Genomic DNA, 21,122 nt, shown 5'->3' on the forward strand with positions numbered 1-21,122 from the left:
GTCATGCCCACGCGGAGGACGACGCCGTCCGGAAGCCTTCTCGCCGCCCCGCTTCTGGCCCTGGCTCTGGCGGGCTGCGAGCAGCCGGTACCGCCGTCCGCCGCGGCCACCCTGGTCCGCGCCGTGGCGGTGCAGGTCACCGCTCTGGACCACACCGCGGCCCTGACCGGCGCCGTCCAGGCGAGGCACGAAAGCAACCTGGGCTTCCGCGTCGGCGGCAAGGTGACCGAGCGGCTGGTGGAGGTCGGGCAGGCCGTCGCCGCCGGGGACCTGCTGGCCCGGTTGGACAGCCAGGATCAGCAGAATTCCGTCCGTTCGGCGGAGTCCGACGTGGCGGCGGCGCAGGCCTTCGTCGAACAGAGCCGCACGCAGGAGGAGCGCCAGCGCACCCTTCTCGCCCAGGGCTTCACCACCCGCGTGCAGTACGACAACGCCCAGAAGCGCTACGCCCAGGCCCAGGCGGAGCTGAACTCCGCCCAGGCCAACCTCGCCACCGCCAAGGACGCGCTGTCCTACACGGAGCTGCGGGCCGACCGCGACGGAGTCATCACCGCCAAGGCGGCGGAGCCCGGCCAAGTGGTCGCCGCCGGGCAGATGGTGTTGCGGCTGGCCGATCCGGGGGAGCGGGAGGCCGTCTTCCAGGTTCCCGGCGCCAGCATCGAGTTGGAAAGCCGGTCGGCAACGCTGCCCAAGGTGGAGGTGCGGCTGGTCAGCGACCCGTCCATCCAGACCGAAGGCACCATCCGGGAGGTCTCCCCCGACGTCGATCCGGTCACCCGGACCTACACCGTCAAGGTCTCCCTGCCCGACGCGCCGCAGGCGTTCATGCTGGGCGCCGCGGTCAGCGGGCGGGCCAAGCTGCCGGCACGCCCGGTGATCGACCTGCCCTCCTCCGCCCTGTTCCAAACGGACAAGGGGCAGCCGGCGGTCTGGGTGGTCGCCCGCCCGGCGGACACCGTCAGCCTGCGCCCCGTCTCCGTCCTGCAATACGACACCGGCACCGTCACCCTGGAAGGCGGCCTGAAGGACGGGGAGATGGTGGTGATCGGCGGCATCCAGAAACTGCGGCCCGGCCAGACCGTGGCCGTGAAGGGGAGCGGCGCATGACCCGCACGGCGCGACGATTGTCCGGCGGCACCCTCCTGCTTCTCCTGGCCCTGGCGGGCTGCGAGAAGGCGGGGCACCAGTCCGCCCACGACGCCGGGGCCGCCCCGCCGGTCCGCCCGGTGCGGGCGATGACCGTGGAGCCGATGGCCTTCCGCCTGGGCAACAGCGTCACCGGCACCATCGAGGCGCGGGCCGACGCCGATCTGGGCTTCCGCATCGCCGGCAAGCTGATCGAACGCAAGGTCGATGTCGGCGACCGCGTGAAGGCCGGCGACCGGCTGGCCCGGCTGGACGACCAGGACCAGCGCAACGCGTTGCGCACCGCCGAAGCCACGCTGGCCTCCGCCCGGGCCGAACTGGTCCAGGCCCGCAACGAGGAGACCCGCAAGAAGGAGCTTCTCGCCAACGGCAACACCTCCCAGGCGCTGTACGACGCGGCGCTGCTGGCGCTGCGCACCGCCGACGCCAAGCGCGTGGCCGCGGAGGCCGCGCTCCAGTCGGCGCGCGACCGCGTCGGCTACACCGAGCTGCTCGCCGACCGCGACGGGGTGGTCACCGCCACCGGCGCGGAGCCGGGGCAGGTGGTGGAGGCCGGCGCCATGGTCGTGCGCGTCGCCCAGCCGCAGGAGCGCGAGGCCGTCTTCAACATTCCCGAGGCCGGCATCCGTGCGGCACCGCGCGACCCGGTGATCGAAGTGGCCCTGGCCGGCGCGCCCGGCGTCGTGGCGACCGGCCATGTGCGGGAGGTGTCGCCCCAGGCCGATCCGGTCACCCGCACCCACACCGTCCGCATCGCGCTGAACGACCCGCCCGACGCGCTGCGCCTCGGCGCCACCGTCACCGGGCGCCTGAAGCAGCCCCCCGCCCCGGTGGTCGAGGTGCCGGAAACGGCTTTGCTGACCGGCACGGCGCCGGACGGGGCAAAGCAACTGGCCGTCTGGACCGTCGATCCGAAGGACCGCACCGTCCGGCGCCGTCCCGTGACGGTGCGCGATCCGGACGGGGCCGGCCCCGTCATCGTAACGGACGGGCTGTCGCAAGGCGACATCGTGGTGACGGCTGGCGTGCACAGCCTGTCGGACGGCCAGCGCGTCCGGCTTCCCCAGACCATAGAAACGGCGGCGGCACAATGACCGGCTTCAATCTTTCCGAATGGGCGCTGCGGCACCGGTCCTTCGTCTGGTACCTGATGATCTCCCTGACGCTGGCCGGCGCCCTGTCCTATTTCCGCCTGGGACGGGAGGAGGACCCCGCCTTCACGATCAAGACCATGGTGGTCCAGACCAACTGGCCCGGCGCCACCATCCAGGACACCATGAATCTGGTGACCGACCCCATCGAGAAGAAGCTGGAGGAGCTTCCCTATCTCGATTACGTGAAGAGCTATACGAAGCCCGGAATCTCGGTCGTCTACGTCAACCTGAAGGACTACACGCCCGCCGGGGACGTCCCGGACCTGTGGTATCAGACCCGCAAGAAGATCGCCGACATGAAACAGACCCTGCCGGCCGGCACGCAGGGTCCCTTCTTCAACGACGAGTTCGGCGACACCTTCGGCACCATCTACGCCTTCACGGCGGACGGCTTCAGCTACCGCGAACTGAAGGATTATGCGGAGACCGCAAGGGCGGAACTGATGCGCGTTCCCAACGTCGGCAAGGTGCAGTTCGTCGGCGTCCAGAACGAGAAGATCTATCTGGACTTCTCCACGCGCCAGCTCGCCGCCATGGGGATCGACCGCGATCAGGTGATCGCCGACCTCCAGACGCAGAACGCGGTGGCCCCGGCGGGGGTGGTCCAGGCGGGGGACGAGAAGGTATCGGTGCGCGTCAGCGGCGCCTTCACGTCGGAGGAGAGCCTGCGCGCCATCAACCTGCGCGCCAACGACCGCTTCTACCGGCTGGCCGACGTGGCGCAGGTCCGGCGCGGCTACGCCGACCCGCCCACGCCGATGTTCCGCTACAACGGCCAGCCGGCGATCGGCATCACCATCTCCATGGCCGCCGGCGGCAACATCCTGGAGTTCGGCGAAGGCATCCGCGAGAAGATGCGGCAGGTCGAGGCCAACCTTCCCATCGGAATCAACACCCATCTGGTCGCCAACCAGTCCGTGGTGGTCGAGGATTCCATCGCCGGCTTCACCAAGGCGCTGAAGGAGGCGGTCGTCATCGTCCTGGCCGTCAGCTTCGTCAGCCTGGGGCTGCGCGCCGGCATGGTGGTGGCGACCTCCATCCCGCTGGTTCTGGCGATGACCTTCATGGGCATGGAGTTCTTCGGCATCGAGCTTCAGCGCATCTCGCTGGGCGCCCTCATCATCGCGTTGGGCCTGCTGGTGGACGACGCGATGATCACCGTGGAGATGATGATCACCAAGCTGGAGGAGGGATTCAGCCTGGATAAGGCGGCGACCTTCGCCTACACCTCCACCGCCTTTCCCATGCTGACCGGCACGCTGGTGACGGTGGCCGGCTTCATCCCCATCGGCTTCGCCCAGGGCGGGGCGGCGGAATACTGCTTCTCGCTGTTCGCCGTGGTGGCGATGGCGCTTCTGTTCTCCTGGATCGTGGCGGTGCTGTTCGCCCCGCTGATCGGCGTCAACGTGCTGCGCCAGAACAAGAAGGCGCAGCAGCAGGCGCACGGGCACGGAGGCGGGCACGAGCCGGGGCGGCTGATGCGGATGTTCCGCGCGGTGCTGCGCTGGTCCATGCGGGCGCGCTGGCTGGTGATCATGGCGACGGTCGCGCTGTTCGCCCTGTCCGTCTTCGGCATGAAATTCGTGCAGCAGCAGTTCTTCCCGGCGTCGGACCGGCCGGAGCTGCTGGTCAACCTGACCCTGCCGCAGACCGCCTCGATCCGCGCGACGGAAGAGGTGGTGGACCGGCTGGAAAAGGTCCTGGCCGCCGACCCGGAGGTGGAGCACTGGAGCTTCTACGTCGGCCAGGGAGCGATCCGCTTCTACCTGCCCCTGGACGTGCAGCTCGCCAACGACTACTTCGCGCAGGCCGTGGTCGTGACCAAGGGCTACGACGTCCGCGAGGCCGTGCGCGCCCGGCTGGAGAAGGTGCTGAACGAGAGCTTCTCGGATCTGAACACCCGCGTCAGCCCGTTGGAGATGGGACCGCCGGTCGGCTGGCCGATCCAGTACCGGGTGTCCGGCCCCGACGTGGGCGAGGTGCGCGCCATCGCCGCCCGCATGGCCGAGACCATCGGCACCAATCCCTACACGCTGTTGACCAACTACGACTGGAACGAGCCGTCGAAGGTGGTCCGGGTGGATGTGGACCAGGACAAGGCCCGTCTGCTCGGCATCAGCTCCAAGTTGCTGGACGAGGCGCTGAACGCCACCGTGTCGGGCGCGGCCATCACGCAGGTGCGCGACGGAATCTATCTGATCGACGTGGTGGCCCAGGCGACGAACGCCGAGCGCAGCTCCATCGAGACGCTGCGCAACCTCCAGGTCGCCATTCCCGACGGCCGCACCGTGCCTCTGCGGGAGTTGGCAACCCTGCGCTACGATCTGGAACAGCCCCTGGTCTGGCGGCGCTCCCGCCTGCCGACGATCACGGTGCAGGCCGATCTGGTGCCGCCGCTCCAGGCCGCGACGGTGGTGGAGCAGCTCGCCCCGGCGGTGGACCAGCTCCGGCGCACGCTGCCGCCCGGCTACATCATCGAGGTCGGCGGCACGGTGGAGAACAGCGCCAAGGGCATGGCGTCGATCACCGCGGTCTTCCCGGTCATGGTCTTCGTCATGCTGACCATCCTGATGATCCAGCTTCAGAGCTTCCAGAAGCTCTTCCTGGTCATATCCGTCGCACCGCTCGGCCTGATCGGCGTTGTGGCGGCGCTGCTGCCGACCGGCACGCCGCTGGGCTTCGTCGCCATCCTGGGCGTGGTCGCCCTCATCGGGATGGTCGTCCGCAACTCCGTCATCCTGATCGCCCAGATCGACGAGCATCTGGCGGCGGGCGAGCATCCCTGGGACGCGGTGGTCAACGCCACCATGCACCGGGTGCGCCCGATCCTGCTGACCGCCGCCGCCGCCAGTCTGGGCATGATTCCCATCGCGCCCGAGGTGTTCTGGGGCCCCATGGCCTATGCGATCATCGGCGGGCTGGTGGTGGCGACGCTGTTGACCCTGCTGTTCCTTCCGGCGCTCTACGTCGCCTGGTTCCGCATCCGGGAGCCGGCCTCGCAGGCCGGGGAGGCGTTGCAGCGGCGCACGGACGAAACCCGTCCCCCACGCGGCCCCGCCCCCACGGAGGGAGCGGCCCACGGGGCCTGAAAACGCCGACGCCCGGCCATGAATGGCCGGGCGCGGTCGTTCCGAAAAGGTGATGAGAACCAGCTCTTACGCGGTCGGGTTGGCCTTGGTCGCCGAGGAGATGGAGTTGTTGGCGACGTTCTGGCTGACGCTGTCGGCGATGGAGATCGCGGAGCGGCCGTTGTTGTTGTTGAAGACGTTGTCGTGCACGTTCAGCGTGATCGACCCGCTGCCCTTCAGGTGCTCCATGATGCCGCCGTTGTTGTTGAAGATCTCGTTGCCGTAGATCTTGTAGGTGACGCTGGTGCCCTGGTTCTGGCCGACGGAGATGCCGACGTTGGCGTTGCCGTAGATCGTGTTGTCGTAGATCTCGGTGCTCGACTTCGCCAGGATGCCGGCGCCGCGCGGGTTGTCGTAGATCGTGTTGTCGTGGATCTTCAGCGTGCTGTTGGCCTGGCTGTGGTCGTGGTACAGCCCGTGCGACCGGCCGTCGCCGCCGCCGGCACCGTTGTTGAAGATCGTGTTCCCGGCGATCTCGCCGCTCAGGATGCGCCCGTTCCAGCCGGAATACACACCGTCGGTCCGCCAGCCGTTGTCGCTGATGGTGTTGTTGGTGATGTACTGGTCGGCGTTATTGGACGCGTAATGGACGATGCCGTAGGCGCCGTTGCCGTCGATCGTGGAGTGATCGATGCGCAGGTTGTTGGAGGTCCCGCTGATGACGACGCCGGAACCGCGGTTGTCCAGGATCTGGGAGTTGGTGACCTTCACGTTCTCGGCCCCGCCGTTCAGCAGCAGGCCGGCGTCGCCGGACCCCTTCATGGTCAGGCTGTCGAAGGTGATGTTGTCCTTGTTGTTCAGGCTGACGGCGTAGCTCGAGCCGCTGGAGGCCTGGATCACCGGGTTCGCGCCGGTGCCGTAGGCGCCATAGATGATCGGCTTGTCCGACGTGCCGGAGGTCGAGGCCAGCAGGCTGTCGTGCCAGGTCTCGCCGCGCTCGAACAGGACGAGGGAACCGGGGGCGAAGCTGGTGGAATTGACCTTGTCCAGCGACTTCCAGGCCTGGTTCGCATCATGGCCGGAGTTGCTGTCGCTGCCGTTCGTCGCGTCCACGTAATAGATCTGCGAGGCCGGGACGGACGGGTAGTCGGACGTGCCGCCCGAGTTCGTCGGTGCCGGCGGGGCCGCGGCGGCGGTTGTGGCGAAGAATTCCTTCGGCGCGGCGACGGCCAGCGTGCCGTTCCACCACAGGTTCGCCTGCCCCGGAACGACGTCCTTGCCGTCGAGCGCGCCCTTGTCGTAGGTGACGGACGGGTCGGTCGGAGCGACCTTGTGGCCGTTGATGGTCACGGCGTTGACGGTCAGGTTGCGGTCCTGCCCATCGACGGCGCCGTCGTTGTCGTACTGGATCTGAATCTTGTGCGCCTGATCGGCGGTCACGTTGGCGTCGAAGGAAAAGTCCTTGGCGTCGCCGCCCGCGGTGCCTTCGCCGACCACGGCGCCGTCCACCAGCAGTTTGAAATGGGGCGACACACCGCCCGCGGCGGTGCCGGAGGCGTTCACGACGATCTTCGCCGCAGCGGCGGCGGCAGCGGTGGCATCGGCCAGTGCCAGAGGCTGTGCGGGGGTCTGGAGAGCCTGGAGCTGGAGAATTGAGGCGGGCGTCGCGAAGCTGTCGGCGGTCACCGGGGTGGAGTGTTCGACGGCATTCGACAACGCCTCGGCACCAGAATCGCTGACAAAGCCGGTGGTGTCGGCGATATCCTGGTGGTGAAGCTCAATGGCCATATGTTCCATGGTCTTTCACTCTTTCCTTTTTACAGCGCCACTCTTGTGGCGGTGGGCGGGAATGTGCGCGGATCGCGCCGTCCCGCTTGCTGTGCGCTCAATCGTTTTTGACAGGACCGGAGCCTAGCCGCCCCGGTGTGGCCTTAAATGGTTCGATTTTAGGATAATTAGTTTTTGAAGTGCGCCAAACACGTCACAGAATCGCCTCTAACGAACGAGGTAGTCCGTGAAATTTACGTTCTAACGCGAAAGGGGTAATACAGTCGGCAACTTCTTGAAATTTCTGCGCACTACAAGAATTTAGCCGCCGGATTACGAAGGAATGGCGCACCGCAACCAGTGAACAGGCCCGGTCGACTTGTGACATTCCTGTTGAAGAAAGCTGGGATGCCACATACCATACGCCACACGGACAGTTTGTTGAACAAACAATCCGTCTCGCCATAAAATCCAAAAATGATGAGCCGTGCCGACGGAAGCCCGGCCACCCAAAAGGGAAGGAATGAGGCATGAAGGACGTACAGCCCCCGCGCTGCGCGCGGAAGACCCCTTTCGACTCCTTCACTTTTAAAAAGACCGCCGGAAGGGCGGGGACGGCGCTGGCCGGTGTTCTCGGCCTGATGCTGCTCCCGACCGCGGCGAACGCCTGGGAGCCCACCAAATCGGTCGAATTCGTCGTTCCGGCGGGAACCGGCGGCGGCGCCGACCAGATGGCGCGGATGATCCAGGGCATCATTCAGAAGAACAGCCTGATGCCCCAGCCCATCGTCGTCATCAACAAGTCGGGCGGCGCCGGGGCGGAAGGATTCCTCGACGTCAAATCGTCGAACCGCAACCCGCACAAGATCATCATCACCCTGTCCAACCTGTTCACCACGCCCCTGGCGACCGGCGTTCCCTTCTCCTGGAAGGACATGACCCCCGTGGCCATGCTGGCGCTGGACAACTTCGTTTTGTGGGTGAACAACGACGCCCCGCAGAAGTCCCCCAAGGAGTTCATCGAAGCCGCCAAGGAAGGCGGTGCCAACCGCTTCAAGATGGGCGGCACGGGCTCCAAGCAGGAAGACCAGATCATCACCGCCGCCATCGAGCAGTCGGCGGGCGTCACCTTTACCTACGTCCCCTACAAGGGCGGCGGCGACGTGGCGGCCCAGCTCGTCGGCAACCACATCAACGCCAGCGTCAACAACCCCATCGAGGCGGTGTCGCAATGGCGGGCCGGTGCGCTGCGGCCACTGTGCGTCTTCGACAAGGAGCGCATCCCGCTGAAGGAGCCGGTGGCCGAAGGCAAGTCGTGGAACAGCATCCCGACCTGCAAGGAATCCGGGCTGGACGTCGAATACACGATGCTGCGCGGCATCTTCATGGGGCCGGGCGTCACGCCGGACCAGATCGCCTACTACGTGGACCTCTTCAAGAAGGTCCGCGAGACGGACGAGTGGAAGGACTTCATGGCGAAGGGGGCCTTCAACGTCAGCTTCAAGACCGGTGACGAGTTCAAGACCTGGCTCACCGCGGCGGAGACCCAGCACAAGACCCTGATGGACAAGGCGGGCTTCACCAAGCAATAGCCTTCTCGTCTGAAGCGCGGCCCCCGGGGCATCGCGCCCCGGGCGCCCTCCCCCACCCTCCGGGCTTTCGTGGGGCGGGCTTTCTGTGGGAGTGAGCCATGGAGCATGGAACGCAGAACAACGATCCGGTCGTGTCGAACCGGACCATGGAAATCGTCGTCGCCGCCCTGTTCGCGCTGGTTGCCCTGGTGGTGATGGGCGACAGCATCCGCGTCGGCAACGGCTGGGGCGCCGATGGGCCGAAGGCCGGTTACTTTCCCTTCTACGTCGGCCTCATCATGCTGGTCAGCAGTCTGGCCACGCTCGCCGTCAACATCTGGCGCCACGGCGGCGAACGCACCGCCTTCGTCGAGAAGCAGCAGCTCGCTCTGGTTCTCCAGGTGCTGGTGCCCAGCGTGGTGTTCGTGATCCTGACCGGCTTTCTGGGCATCTATCTGTCGGCGGTGCTGTTCATCGCCTTCTTCATGCATTGGGTCGGCAAATATCCGGTCAGGACGATCCTGCCCATTGCCATTCTGGTGCCCGCGGCCCTCTTCGTGATGTTCGAAATCTGGTTTCTGGTTCCGCTTCCCAAGGGACCGGTGGAAACGATGTTCGGGTTCTGAGGATTTTCAAAGTCTGAAGCCGGGGCGGCCACGGGAACGGCCGCAAACACCGAAGCAGCGGCAGGCATTCGCGGCGAACCAGCATAGGCGGCGGGGGCGAGCCCTGGCGCACGCGCTCAAGACGCGGTCACGCGGGTGCCGGAAAGGGAGGGAAACTTGGAAGCGCTCGGGTCACTCATACAGGGATTCGGCGTGCTCGCCGATCCCATGAACATCGCCTACATGTTCATCGGCATCACGCTGGGCGTCCTGATCGGCGTGCTGCCGGGGCTGGGCGGGGCGAACGGGGTGGCGATCCTGCTGCCTCTGACCTTCAGCATGTCGCCGACCTCCGCCATCATCATGCTCTCCTGCATCTACTGGGGGGCGTTGTTCGGCGGGGCCATCACCTCGGTCCTGTTCAACATACCGGGCGAACCATGGTCGGTGGCGACCACCTTCGACGGCCACCCCATGGCGCAGAAGGGCCACGCGGGCGAGGCGCTGACGGCGGCCTTCACCTCGTCCTTCTTCGGGGCCTTCGTCGCGGTTCTGCTCATCACCTTCCTGGCCCCGGTGATCGCCGGCTTCGCCCTGCGCTTCGGTCCGGCGGAGTTCTTCGCGGTCCAGCTTCTGACATTCTGCAGTTTCGTCGGCATGGGCAGCGAATCCCCCTTCAAGGTGCTGTGCGCCATGATGCTGGGCTTCGCGCTGGCGGCGGTCGGTCTGGACAGCGTGACCGGCGAGCTGCGCATGACCTTCGGTTCGGTGGAGTTGCTGCGCGGCTTCGACTTCCTGATCGCGGTCATCGGCCTGTTCGGCATCGGCGAGATCCTGCTGACCATGGAGGAAGGTCTGGCCTTCAAGGGCAAGAGCGCGAAGATCAACGCCAAGGTCGTGTGGGAGACCTGGAAGAGCCTGCCCCGCTACTGGGTGACCGCCATCCGCGGTTCCATCGTCGGCTGCTGGATGGGCATCACCCCCGGCGGCGCCACCCCGGCCTCCTTCATGAGCTACGGCCTCGCCAAGCGCTTCTCCAAGAACCGCCAGAATTTCGGCAACGGCGAGGTGGAGGGCGTGGTCGCTCCGGAAACCGCGGCCCACGCCGCCGGCACCAGCGCGCTGCTGCCCATGCTGACGCTCGGCATCCCCGGCTCGCCCACCGCGGCGGTGCTTCTGGGCGGCCTGCTGATCTGGGGGCTCCAGCCCGGCCCGCTGCTGTTCGTGGAGCAGAAGGAGTTCGTCTGGGGCCTGATCGCCAGCATGTATCTGGGCAACATCGCCGGCCTGATCGTGGTGCTGACCACGGTCCCGGTCTTCGCCTCGATCCTGCGCATCCCCTTCAGCATCATCGCGCCGGTCATCGTCGTGATCTGCGCCGTCGGCGCCTACACGGTGCACAACGCCTTCCTCGACATCGTCATGATGCTGGTGTTCGGCGTCGTCGGCTACGTCTTCAAGAAACTGTCCTACCCGCTGGCCCCGCTGGTGCTGGCCTTGGTGCTGGGCGACATGGCGGAAAGCTCCTTCCGGCAGGCCATGCTGGTGTCGCAGGGCGATCTGGCGATCTTCTGGTCCAACCCGTTGGTCGGCAGCATCGTCACGCTGGCTCTGGTCATGCTGTTCTGGCCGGTGATCTCCGCCCTGCTGCGCAAGCGCCAATCCCGGCCGGACGGCGGCGCACCCGCCGTTTCCGTGAAGTAGCTCCACCCACTCCCTCCGCCGCGGTCCGGGACGGGGCATGGCGGCGGAGGGGCCTTCTTCTCCTCACACCGGGGGGTTCGGGACGATGGACACGTCCGATTTCATGATCGCTCTGCTCCAGATCATCTGGATCGACATCCTGCTGAGCGGCGACAACGCGCTGGTCATCGCGCTGGCCTGCCGATCGCTGCCGCCGAAGCAGCAGAAGATCGGCATCTTCTTCGGCACGGGCGCGGCCATCGGGCTGCGCGTGCTGTTCGCCATCATCATCGCCTATCTGCTGGCCATCCCGTACCTGAAGATCGTCGGCGGGGCGCTGCTGTTCTGGATCGCCGTCAAGCTGATGCTCCCCACCGAGGAGGAGGAGCAGGCGGAGCACGCCGGCACGCCCGCCGGTCTCTGGGGGGTGATCCGCACCATCGTGATCGCCGACGCGGTGATGAGCCTGGACAACGTCATCGCCATCGCCGCCGCCTCGCACGGCAACACGGTGCTTCTGATCCTGGGGCTCGCCATCAGCATTCCGCTGATCGTGTTCGGCAGCACCCTGATCCTCAAGGCGATCGAACGGCTGCCGGCCCTGGTCTATGCGGGCGCCGGGCTGCTCGGCTACATCGCGGCGGAGGTGATCCTCACCGACCCGAGCATCCATTCCCATGTGATCGAAAGCCTGCCGGTCCTCACCGGGACGGCGCCCTTCGTCGCGGCGCTGGGGGTGATGACGGTGGGCTTCCTGATGGCCCGCAACATCAACCGCCGCCGCGCCGCGGTGGAAACCGATCCGGCCTGACGGGCCTTCAGAAGGAGGAGGGACGCCGGGGCTCGCGGCAGCGGTCGCCCCGGACCGCCCGGAACCGGCCCGGCAGGGCCATGGCGCGCACGTCGGTGGTGATCTCGGAGATGAGTCCCGGATCGTTCCGCACAATCTCCGTCACCACGGCGGCCAACCCGGCAAGGGCGAACACGAGGGCAAGACTCTCCAACATGTGGAACTCCAGGCTTTGAACACACTTATGCTGCGGCGCAGCACAAATGCCGCAAAGCCCGCTGGAGAGCAAGGGACAAGAAACATAACATTTCGTATGCCAGATACGCAGCAGGAGCCGGACACAGGCTCCGCACCGCCAGTTCAGGGAGGAACGTCGAGATGCAAGCCAAGGATGTCATGACATCGCCGGTCTTCACGGTGGCGCTGGACACCCCCGTGTCCGACATCGCGGAATTGCTTTTAACTCATCGGATCAGCGGTTTGCCGGTCGTGGACCAGGACGGCCGCGCGGTCGGCATCATCAGCGAGGGGGACCTTCTGCGCCGGGTGGAGACGGGAACCGACCGGCCGCGCACCCGCTGGCTGGAGATGCTGTTGGGCCGCAACGTGCAGGCGGCGGACTTCCTGAAGACGCATGGGCGCTGCGCCCGCGACGTCATGTCGCGCCCGGTCCACGCCGTCTCCCCCGATACGGAGATCGCGGCCATCGCCGACCTGATGGAGGACAAGCGCATCAAGCGCACCCCCGTCCTGGTGGACGGGCGCCCCGTGGGCATCATCAGCCGCGCCAACCTGCTGCACGGACTGCTCGGCAACCGGCGGGCCGCCACGAACTACGGGACGCCCGGCGACACGGCGATCCGCGCCGCCCTGCTGGAGGAGCTGGGCAACCAGCCCTGGGTGGATCTCAACCAGCTCAACATCGTCGTCAACGACGGGGTCGTGCAGCTCTGGGGCATGGTGGACAGCGAGGAGCAGCGCCGCGCCCTGTGCGCCGCGGCGTCCGGCGTGCGCGGCGTCACGCGCGTGGAGGAGCATCTGAACCGGAACCGCTTCGTCGGGTGATCCCCGGCCATCCGCCCCAACGAAGGAGCAGCCCGATGCCGCCACCCGAACTGTCCGTCCAGCCCCTGGACGCCGGAGCCACCTTCCGCAACCAGGTCTACCGACGCCTGAAGCAAGCCATCATCCAGATGGACATCTACGACCACCCCGGCGACGTCCGTCTGGACGAACGCCAGCTCAGCGGCCTGCTGGGCGTCAGCCGGACCCCGATCCGCGAGGCCCTGACCCTGCTGGAGCAGGAAGGGCTGGTGCGGCTGGAGCCGCGGCGGGGGATCTTCATCGTCCGCAAGACCAAGACCGAGATCATCGAGATGATCATCGCCTGGGCGGCGCTGGAGAGCATGGCGACCCGCCTCGCCGCCGAACGCGCCACCGCAGAGGACATCAGCACCCTGTGGGACATCTTCCGCAGTTTCGAGGAGCAGGCGCCGTCCGACAATATTCAGGAATATTCCGACGCCAACATCGAATTCCACAAGGCGATCATCCGCCTTAGCCGGGCGCGCATCCTGGAGACCCTGACCGACAACCTGTTCATCCACATGCGGGCCATCCGCAAGCTGTCGATCCGGCAGGACAACCGGGCCGAACAGTCGATGCAGGAGCACCGCGACATCATCCGGGCGCTGGAGCGGCGCGACGGTGAACTGGCGGAGCGTCTGGCGCGCGAACACACGCTGGGTCTGGCCGCCCATGTGGAGCGGCACGGCGATTTCCTCGACTGGCTGCGGCTGGCGGACGCACGCAACCCTGAAACGCGGGGCGCCGAGGTCAAGGCTGCCTTCAAGGACGGCATTCCGCTGATGTAGGCGTGGTTGGACGGGTGGCCTTACGAGAAATAAGCGCTCGCGCTGGGCCCCCACCCTGACCCTCCCCACTTCGCGGGGGAGGGGATTGAAAAGTTCCCTCCCTCACCGAAGGTGGGGGAGGGTTAGGGAGGGGGCCCGACGCAACCACCCGACGGCTCACTTCATCGACGGAAAGGAGAACTGCGCCCCCTCGCGCACGCCGCCCGCCGGCCAGCGCTGGGTGATGGTCTTGCGCCGGGTGTAGAAGCGCACGCCGTCCGGCCCATAGGCCGCCAGATCGCCGAACAGCGACCGCTTCCAGCCGCCGAAGCTGTGATAGGACACCGGCACCGGCAGCGGGACGTTGACGCCGACCATGCCGACCTTGATCGCGTCGGTGAAGTAGCGCGCGGCCTCGCCATCGCGGGTGAACAGGCAGGTGCCGTTGCCGTACTCGTGGGCGTCGATCAGGTCCATGCCCTCCTGCATCGACGCCACGCGCACGACGCAGAGGACCGGGCCGAAAATCTCCTCCCGATAAATGGTCATGTCCGGCGTCACCCGGTCGAACAGGCAACCGCCCAGGAAGAAGCCGCCCTCGTGCCCCGGCACCACCAGCCCACGGCCATCGACCACCAGTTCCGCCCCTTCGGCGACGCCCCGGTCCACGTACCCCTTCACCTTCTCGAAATGGGCGCGGGTGACCAGAGGCCCCATGTCGCAACCGGCGCCGGTCCCCGCCCCCACCGTCAGGGCGCGCACCTGTTCCGCCAGCTTCGCCACCACGCGGTCGGCGGTCTCGTCGCCCACCGCGACCACCACGGAGATCGCCATGCAGCGCTCCCCGCAGGAGCCGTAGGCCGCCCCCATGATCGCGCTGACCGCGTTGTCGAGGTCGGCGTCGGGCATGACGATGGCGTGGTTCTTGGCTCCGCCCAGCGCCTGCACCCGTTTCCCGTGGGCGGTGCCGGTGGCGTAGACATACTCGGCGACGGGCGTCGAGCCGACGAAGCTGACCGCCTGCACGCGCGGGTCGGTCAGCAGCGTGTCCACCGCCTCCTTGTCGCCATGGACGACGTTCAGCACGCCCGGCGGCAGCCCCGCGTCCTGCGCCAGTTGCGCAACCAGCAGGGAAGCGCTGGGGTCGCGCTCCGACGGCTTCAGGATGAAGCTGTTGCCGCAGGCCACGGCGACCGGAAACATCCACAGCGGGACCATGGCCGGGAAGTTGAAGGGCGTGATCCCCGCCACGACGCCCAGCGGCTGGAACTCGGACCAACTGTCGATGCCCGGCCCGACATTCTTGGAATGCTCGCCCTTCAGCAGATCGGCGATTCCGCAGGCGTATTCGACGTTCTCGATGCCGCGGGTCAGCTCGCCGCGGGCGTCCTCCAGCGTCTTGCCGTGCTCCCGCGTGATCGCTTCGCAGATGCGGTCGGCGTTGTCTTCCAGCAGTTGCCGGAAGCGGAACATCACCCGCGCCCGCTTGGTCGGCGGGGTCGCCCGCCACGCCGGGAAGGCAGCCTCGGCAGCGGCGATGGCCGCCTCCACGGTGGCGCGTCCGGCGAGCGGGACACGGCCGATGGTCTCCCCCGTGGCCGGGTTCACGATGTCGGCGCTGCGGCTGTCGGCAGGGGCGTCGGCGATGCCGCCGATGAGGTGGGGAACAGGGGTCATGGCGTCCTCCGGTCTCCTCAGGCGGTGGCCTGGATTGCGTCGGCGACCACGTTCATCAAGCGGTCGAGGTCTTCGCGCTCGCTGATGAAGTGCGGCCCGAACTGGAGCGTGTCGCCGCCGAAGCGGACGTAGAAGCCCGCCTTCCAGCATGTCATGGCGATCTCGTAGGGGCGGCGCGCCGGCTCGCCCGGCAGGGCCGCGATCTGCACCGCACCGGCAAGGCCGTAATTGCGGATGTCGGTGACGTGCTTCAGCCCCTTCAGCCCGTGCAGCACCGTCTCGAAATGCGGGGCGAGGGCCGCCGCCTTCTCGGCCAGCCGGTCCCGCTCGAACAGCTCCAGGGCGGCGAGGCCGGCGGCGCAGGCGACGGGGTGGGCGGAGTAGGTGTAGCCGTGCGGGAACTCGACCATGTAGTCGGCGCCGCCGTTGTCCATGAAGGTCTGGTAGATCTCGTGGCTGGCGACCACGGCGCCCATCGGCACGGCGCCGTTGGTCAGGCCCTTGGCGACGTTCATGATGTCGGGGACCACGCCGAAGGCGTCGGCGCCGAAGGCCGCGCCCATGCGCCCGAAACCGGTGATGACCTCGTCGAAGATCAGCAGGATGTTGTGCTTGTCGCACAGCGCGCGCAGCCGTTGCAGATAGCCCTTGGGCGGCGGCAGAACGCCGGCGGACCCGGCCAGCGGCTCCACGATCACCGCGGCGATGTTGGAGGCGTCGTGCAGGGCGACCAGCTCCTCCAGCGCGTCGGCCAGCTCGGCGCCCTGCTCCGGAAGGCCCTTGGTGAAGACGTTCTGCGGCAGCAGCGTGTGCGGCAGGTGATCGGCCTCGACGCCCGATCCGAACAGCTTGCGGTTGCCGCCGATGCCGCCCAGGCTGATGCCGCCGAAATTGACGCCGTGATAGCCCTTGGACCGCCCGATCAGCTTGGTCTTCGTCGGCTGCCCCTTCAGCCGCCAATAGGCCCGCGCCATCTTCAGCGCCGTGTCGGTCGCCTCCGACCCCGAATTGACGAAGAACACATGGTCCAGCCCGGCGGGCGTCATGGAGGCCAGCTTGTGCGCCAGCTTGAAGGCCGCGGGGTGGCCGAACTGGAAGGCGGGGCTGTAGTCCAGCTCGCCGATCTGGCGGGCCACCGCCTCGCTGATCTCGCGGCGGCCGTGACCGGCGCCGCAGCACCACAGGCCGGACAGGCTGTCGTAGATCTTCCGCCCCTCGGCGTCCCAGTACCAGGCGCCCTCCGCACGGGTGATCAGGCGCGGGTTGCCCTTGAACTCCCGGTTCGCCGTGAAGGGCATCCAATGGGCGTCCAGCTCCTCGCGCGTCAGCCCGGCGGTCGGGGCGGTTCCGGTCTTCTGGCTCTCGTCCAACGGCGGCATCGGGCGGCACTCCTGCGGGATGGGGTGGCTATCGGAATTCACATCGGAAAACAGTGTGCGCGGAGCCTTGGTTGCGGTTAAATCCAAACCATTCAAACCTTACGCAAGCGCCCGCTTACCTGATGTCCAGCAAGCCCGCCCGCCCCTTGAGCGGCCTCAACGACGCCGATCTGCGCCTGCTGCGCGTCTTCAAGACGGTGGTGGAGTGCGGCGGCTTCTCCGCGGCGGAGGTGGAACTCAACATCAGCCGCGCCGCCATCAGCCTCCACATGGCCGATCTGGAGCGGCGGCTGGGGCTGCGCCTGTGCCGGCGCGGGCGGGCGGGCTTCCTGCTGACCGACGAGGGGCGGCTGGCCTACGAGGCGGCGCTGCGCCTGTTCGCCGGGCTGGAGAGCTTCCGCAGCGAGATCAACGCGGCGCACGGGCGGCTGCGCGGCGAATTGAACATCGGCATCACCGACAACCTCGTCACCATGCCGAAGATGCGCGTGACCGACGCGCTGCGCGGCCTGAAGCAGCAGGGGCCGGAGGTGCGGGTGAACATCCGCATGATCCCGCCCAACGAGATCGAGCGCGGCGTTCTCGACGGGCGCCTGCATGTGGGCGTGGTGCCGGCACGGCGCGCCCTGCCCGGCCTGGACCGCTACCCGCTGTACCGGGAGGAATCGCTTCTCTACTGCGGGCGCGGCCACCCGCTGTTCGACCGGGACACGCCGTCCGGTCAGGCGGTGGAGACCGCCGACGCCGTGGCCCCGACCGAGGCGCAGCAGGTGCCGGAGGCGGCGGGCGTTCAGCAGGCTCTGACCGCCACGGCCACCGCGACCGACCGCGAGGGCGTGGCCTTCCTGATCCTGACCGGCTGCTACGTCGGCTTCCTGCCCACCCACTACGCGCGGCAATGGGTGGAGCGCGGGGCGATGCGCGCCCTTCTGCCCGACCGCTTCCGCTACGCCCAGGAGTTCCAGGCCGTCACCAAGAAGGGCGCGCAACCCAATCTGGTGCTGGAACGCTTCCTCGACCTGCTGAAGCGGACCGAGGCGGACGCCTGACCGCCCCGAAAGGTGATCGGAAGCGAGTCGGAACCGCTCGGAATTCCCGCCCGAATCCCATTGACGACGGCCCGTCCGCAGGCCACCGTGATAGGAAAACAGGCAGGGGGAGCGCGGACCATGGTGATGCTGACCGAACAGTTCGTCATCGATTATCTGCTGTTTGCCGCCGTCCTGCTCACCGTCACCTGTTCGCTGCTCGGCAGCCTGTTCCTCAGCGCCTTGACCCGTCAGGCGGTGGCGCTGCCGCGCCTTCTGCTGTGGGGCGTGCCGGCGACGCTGCTCAGCACCGCCCTGTGGTCGCTCGCCATGCCGCCGGACCGGGCGCTGATCGTCGGCGCGGCCACCGCCGGGGCGACGCTCGTCGGGCAGCATCTCCTGCCCTTCGGGCCGGTCGGGCAAGCCGGTTCCTGGTCATGGGACGCCCTGCTGTTCCGCGGCCTGTCCTGGACCGGGCGCACCGCCCTGATGCTGGCCCCCGCCGTGTGGATCGGCGGCATGCCGTCCTGGATTTTGTGGTTCGCCCTGGCCGGCGCGGTCAACGCCGCCGTCTTCGCCCTGTGCCAGTTGCGCGGCACCAACCCGGCGCTGCGGCAGTCGGTGGAGCAGGGCGACGTCCTGTGGGGCGGCTCCCAGGGGGCGGTGTTGGGCGGCCTTCCGGCCTTTCTGATGCTGCTGTGAGGCCACGGAACCGCAGCCGCCGATGCGGGTGCAGGATTCCGCCCAGTGCAGCAGCAGGATGCGCCGGACTTCCCCGATCGTGCGGGGATCGGACTGGGCGGAGTGGCCGGAACGGACGATGAATTCGGACTCCACCCCGGCGATGTGGGCGCTTTTGTACTCCACCACCCCGTCGTCGCCGGACTCCACCGGACCGTCGCCGCGCACGGCGATGATGGAATGCGCCTTCACGCCCGGAGCGATGGGCGTGCGCGACAGGTTGCGGACCAGCGGGCTGCCCGGCGTCATGGCGTGGACGCTGCCGAACCCCTGCTGGCGGCGCAGCCCGGCGGTGACGCCGTCGGCCTTTCCGATTTCGGTGGTCGCCTTCAGGATGTCGATGGGCATGCGCACCAGCCCGGCCACGAACTGGCTGATCCGGTTGCCGGCGACGTAGCTGCCGCCGTGCGGCGTCGCGATGAAGACGAGCCGCTTCACCGAGGGCACCGGCTTCACGAACAGGGCGCGGGTCAACAGGCTGCGGCTTTGCGGATCGACGTCCAGTGCGGCGGGGGGCTTGCTGAAGGCGGCGTTCCAGAAGGCCGCTCCGGAATCGACCGCCGTCAGCTTGGTCAGCAGGCCCCCCTGGCTGTGTCCGATCACCACCATGTCGCGCAGCGCCGGCTCCCGCCCCGCAGGGTCCAGCCCGGCCACCGCCTGCTCCAGCGCCTCGCGCAGCCGCAGCGCGGAATAGACCACGGGGTTGCCGGTCTCGTAGCTGAAGAACCAGAATTGGAAATGGTCGCGGATGCGCGGGTCGCTGGTCAGGTCGTTCAGCATTTCCGCCCAGCGCACCGGGCTGGACGCCGTGCCGTGGACGAAGACGACGGGAATGCGTCCGGGCCGGTAGGGCTCCAGCGCCACCAGCCGGGAGGGGGAGCGGTCCAGCATGTTCCCGCGCAGGAATCCCCCGAACTCGAACTCCCACACCGGAAGGCCGCTCAGCATGTAGGCCAGCGAAGCGGTGGATTCCGTCTCCAACGGGACCGGCTGCCGGTCGATCAGGACCGTTTCGGTGTCGGAGGAGGGGTACAGTTCCAGCCGTGCGCGCACATGGCTTCCGGCAAGCTGCGCGCGCGGGTCCGGAATCCGCAGCAGCGCCGTGACCGGCGTCTTGACGCGGGCCGCGACCTGGAAACCCGTGATCTCAGGCCCCGGCGAGGTGCCGGCGGCCAGCGGCGCGCCGATCCCCGGCTGACGGTAACGGGCGTCCAGCCCGTGGATCGCCAGTTCCGCCACGGGAAAGAAGCCGCTCAGCGTCCGCCCGCCCCAGGCCAGCTCCTGCGGGTCGAAGGCCACGTCGAGTTGCCCGAACGGCAGGCGGTACGTGGCCTCCCGCACGGCGATCTCGCTCTGCCCCCCTTCGGTGGACAGGCCGGAGGTCAGGCCGCGGTTGTAGAGATCGGCGGCCAGACGGAAACGGGGATCGTACGGACTGGGTGCCGGGCTGGGCGCCTGGTCCGCCGTTCCTGGAAACTGGCCCGAAATCTGGCCCGGAAACAGGAAGGCGTAGGCGTACAGCGCGGCGGCGAGGTAATGGGGCTGCCCGCCCAGGTCGCCCGCGTGGAGGAAGGACATCTCCGCCAGCGCGAACAGCTCGTCCGCCCCGCCCTGCCCCGCGGCCACCGTCGCGTGAAGCTCCGCGATGGCGAGGTCCGGCTGGGCCGTGAAGCGCTCCACCAGGGACCAGCGGCGCAGCACGTTGCGCGACGGGTCGCTGAGGGCCGACGCGGTAAGCGCGTTCCGGGTCAGCTCCCGATGGACCGAGCCATGGTCCATATGCTCGACCGTCACCGGCGCGGCGCAACCCGCGGCCAGGAACGGAAGGAGCGCCAGCGCAAGCAATGGCCGCATCATCCAGGCCCCCTCCCGACCGTCGCCGCCCAGCCGAACTTTACCGCGGTTGGCTTTGCTGCCCGGACTGGACGCCGCGCTGATAGGCCGACTGTTCGGTACGCTTGTGGTAGTCGTACAGCAGCCCTCCGGCGAGGCCGGACGCCGCGCCGATGGCGGCCCCCATCCCGGCGTTGCCGGCGATGGCGCCGATGATGGCGCCGCCCGCGGCACCGCCGGTCGTGCCGGTCAGCGCGCGCTGCTGGGTCGGGGACATGTCGGCGCAGCCGGCCAGCGGAACGGCCAGCAGGGCAGCCGAGAGAAGCGGAAAGCGCAGAAGCGGATGGCGGATCATGGCTCGTCTCATCCAGGAGAACAGGGAGTCAGGCGGCGGGCGGACCGGCGTCAGGCGCGGCAGGGATAGCGCTGGGCCAGATAGCGGAACATCCCTTCGACCGGCGGCGTCTCCATCTGGCCGGGGTTGCGCTGCGCCCAGGCGATGAAGCCGGCCACGGCGTCGTCGCGCGACGGCGGCGGGTTGGGCGGGCAGAACAGCGGGCGCTTGTTCTCCGCCGCGCTGACGATCTGATGGTACTGATAGGCGCCGACCGCGAAGCCGTGGCAGAAATGCAGCGCGGCGATGCCGGTGCTGTTCGACGGCGCGGCCTCGCACAGCCGGATCAGATCGCCGGTCGTGCGGACCTGGAACGTGGACGGCGAGGGGCCGGCGGACGGGTCCCCGCTCGTCTGGGCGAAAGCCACCGCGGCCAGACCGGCCGCCAGCAGGGCCGCGAGCGGCGCGGCGAGACGCTTCGTCATGTTCTGCT

General features: G+C 68.0%; 17 protein-coding genes. 10 read left to right on the forward strand and 7 right to left on the reverse strand.

The genetic code is table 11. The features are described from left to right. Nucleotides 1-3: 3 nt before the first annotated feature. Genes DS843_RS19395 through DS843_RS19405 form a run of 3 tightly spaced genes read left to right on the forward strand, consistent with a single transcriptional unit; the run spans nt 4 to nt 5,389 of the window. Entirely contained in the window at nt 4-1,107 is a 1,104-nt protein-coding gene (locus DS843_RS19395; RefSeq protein WP_149470485.1) for an efflux RND transporter periplasmic adaptor subunit, read from the forward strand. Beyond that, nucleotides 1,104-2,240 carry an efflux RND transporter periplasmic adaptor subunit gene (locus DS843_RS19400; RefSeq protein ID WP_149470486.1) on the forward strand — a complete coding sequence of 379 codons (1,137 nt, stop codon included), beginning with the start codon at nt 1,104-1,106 and terminating at the stop codon, nt 2,238-2,240. The genes DS843_RS19395 and DS843_RS19400 overlap by 4 nt, the downstream gene beginning before the upstream one ends. After that, nucleotides 2,237-5,389, forward strand: coding sequence for an efflux RND transporter permease subunit (locus DS843_RS19405; RefSeq protein ID WP_149470487.1), 3,153 nt, complete (start codon nt 2,237-2,239; stop codon nt 5,387-5,389). The genes DS843_RS19400 and DS843_RS19405 overlap by 4 nt, the downstream gene beginning before the upstream one ends. 66 nt (nt 5,390-5,455) lie before the next feature. Here DS843_RS19405 and DS843_RS19410 read toward each other — a convergent pair whose 3' ends face one another. Then, nucleotides 5,456-7,165, reverse strand: a complete 1,710-nt coding sequence (locus DS843_RS19410; RefSeq protein WP_149470488.1) for a right-handed parallel beta-helix repeat-containing protein — start codon at nt 7,163-7,165, stop codon at nt 5,456-5,458. Between the two features lie 500 nt (nt 7,166-7,665). Here DS843_RS19410 and DS843_RS19420 point away from each other — a divergent pair, with 500 nt between their 5' ends. From DS843_RS19420 to DS843_RS19435, 4 genes are all read left to right on the forward strand, one after another. Beyond that, nucleotides 7,666-8,727, forward strand: coding sequence for a Bug family tripartite tricarboxylate transporter substrate binding protein (locus DS843_RS19420; RefSeq protein WP_286192192.1), 1,062 nt, complete (start codon nt 7,666-7,668; stop codon nt 8,725-8,727). A 98-nt stretch (nt 8,728-8,825) separates the two neighbouring features. Continuing rightward, a complete protein-coding gene (locus DS843_RS19425; protein WP_149470490.1) occupies nt 8,826-9,332 on the forward strand; it encodes a tripartite tricarboxylate transporter TctB family protein in 507 nt (168 codons plus the stop codon). 192 nt (nt 9,333-9,524) lie between these two features. Then, on the forward strand, nt 9,525-11,015 hold the full coding sequence (locus DS843_RS19430; RefSeq protein ID WP_286192193.1) for a tripartite tricarboxylate transporter permease: 1,491 nt from the start codon (nt 9,525-9,527) through the stop codon (nt 11,013-11,015). An 85-nt stretch (nt 11,016-11,100) separates the two neighbouring features. Next, nucleotides 11,101-11,805 carry a TerC family protein gene (locus DS843_RS19435; RefSeq protein ID WP_149470492.1) on the forward strand — a complete coding sequence of 235 codons (705 nt, stop codon included), beginning with the start codon at nt 11,101-11,103 and terminating at the stop codon, nt 11,803-11,805. 7 nt (nt 11,806-11,812) lie between these two features. On the opposite strand, the gene DS843_RS19440 is transcribed toward DS843_RS19435, so the two are convergent. After that, nucleotides 11,813-12,001, reverse strand: coding sequence for a hypothetical protein (locus DS843_RS19440; RefSeq protein WP_149470493.1), 189 nt, complete (start codon nt 11,999-12,001; stop codon nt 11,813-11,815). A gap of 161 nt (nt 12,002-12,162) precedes the next feature. Between DS843_RS19440 and DS843_RS19445 the strand changes: the two genes are divergently transcribed. Both DS843_RS19445 and DS843_RS19450 read left to right on the forward strand, forming a co-directional pair. Then, nucleotides 12,163-12,849 (forward strand): CBS domain-containing protein, encoded by a 687-nt coding sequence (locus DS843_RS19445; protein WP_149470494.1) that lies wholly within the window; start codon nt 12,163-12,165, stop codon nt 12,847-12,849. Between the two features lie 35 nt (nt 12,850-12,884). Beyond that, the gene (locus DS843_RS19450) at nt 12,885-13,658 is read left to right on the forward strand and encodes a GntR family transcriptional regulator (RefSeq protein WP_149470495.1); all 774 of its coding nucleotides are present in this window, start codon (nt 12,885-12,887) and stop codon (nt 13,656-13,658) included. Nucleotides 13,659-13,814: 156 nt separating this feature from the next. Here the strand turns inward: DS843_RS19450 and DS843_RS19455 are convergent, their stop codons facing one another. Both DS843_RS19455 and aptA read right to left on the reverse strand, forming a co-directional pair. After that, on the reverse strand, nt 13,815-15,314 hold the full coding sequence (locus DS843_RS19455) for a CoA-acylating methylmalonate-semialdehyde dehydrogenase (protein WP_149470496.1): 1,500 nt from the start codon (nt 15,312-15,314) through the stop codon (nt 13,815-13,817). A 17-nt stretch (nt 15,315-15,331) separates the two neighbouring features. Continuing rightward, nucleotides 15,332-16,693 (reverse strand): omega-aminotransferase AptA, encoded by a 1,362-nt coding sequence (gene aptA, locus DS843_RS19460; protein WP_149470497.1) that lies wholly within the window; start codon nt 16,691-16,693, stop codon nt 15,332-15,334. 122 nt (nt 16,694-16,815) lie between these two features. On the opposite strand from aptA, the gene DS843_RS19465 reads away from it, so the two are divergent. Next, nucleotides 16,816-17,742, forward strand: a complete 927-nt coding sequence (locus tag DS843_RS19465; protein WP_149470498.1) for a LysR family transcriptional regulator — start codon at nt 16,816-16,818, stop codon at nt 17,740-17,742. A gap of 414 nt (nt 17,743-18,156) precedes the next feature. Here the strand turns inward: DS843_RS19465 and DS843_RS32160 are convergent, their stop codons facing one another. From DS843_RS32160 to DS843_RS31290, 3 genes are read right to left on the reverse strand one after another with little or no spacing between them, the layout of a single operon-like run. After that, complete coding sequence (locus tag DS843_RS32160; RefSeq protein WP_475849246.1) at nt 18,157-20,319, reverse strand: esterase/lipase family protein; 2,163 nt, start codon at nt 20,317-20,319, stop codon at nt 18,157-18,159. A 37-nt stretch (nt 20,320-20,356) separates the two neighbouring features. Then, on the reverse strand, nt 20,357-20,650 hold the full coding sequence (locus tag DS843_RS19475) for a glycine zipper family protein (protein WP_149470500.1): 294 nt from the start codon (nt 20,648-20,650) through the stop codon (nt 20,357-20,359). A 50-nt stretch (nt 20,651-20,700) separates the two neighbouring features. Further along, nucleotides 20,701-21,114: a Rap1a/Tai family immunity protein gene (locus DS843_RS31290; protein ID WP_167525370.1), complete on the reverse strand. Its 414-nt coding sequence runs from the start codon at nt 21,112-21,114 to the stop codon at nt 20,701-20,703. Nucleotides 21,115-21,122 lie beyond the last annotated feature (8 nt).

It is taken from the genome of Roseomonas genomospecies 6, from assembly GCF_008365375.1.
GTDB lineage: Bacteria > Pseudomonadota > Alphaproteobacteria > Azospirillales > Azospirillaceae > Azospirillum.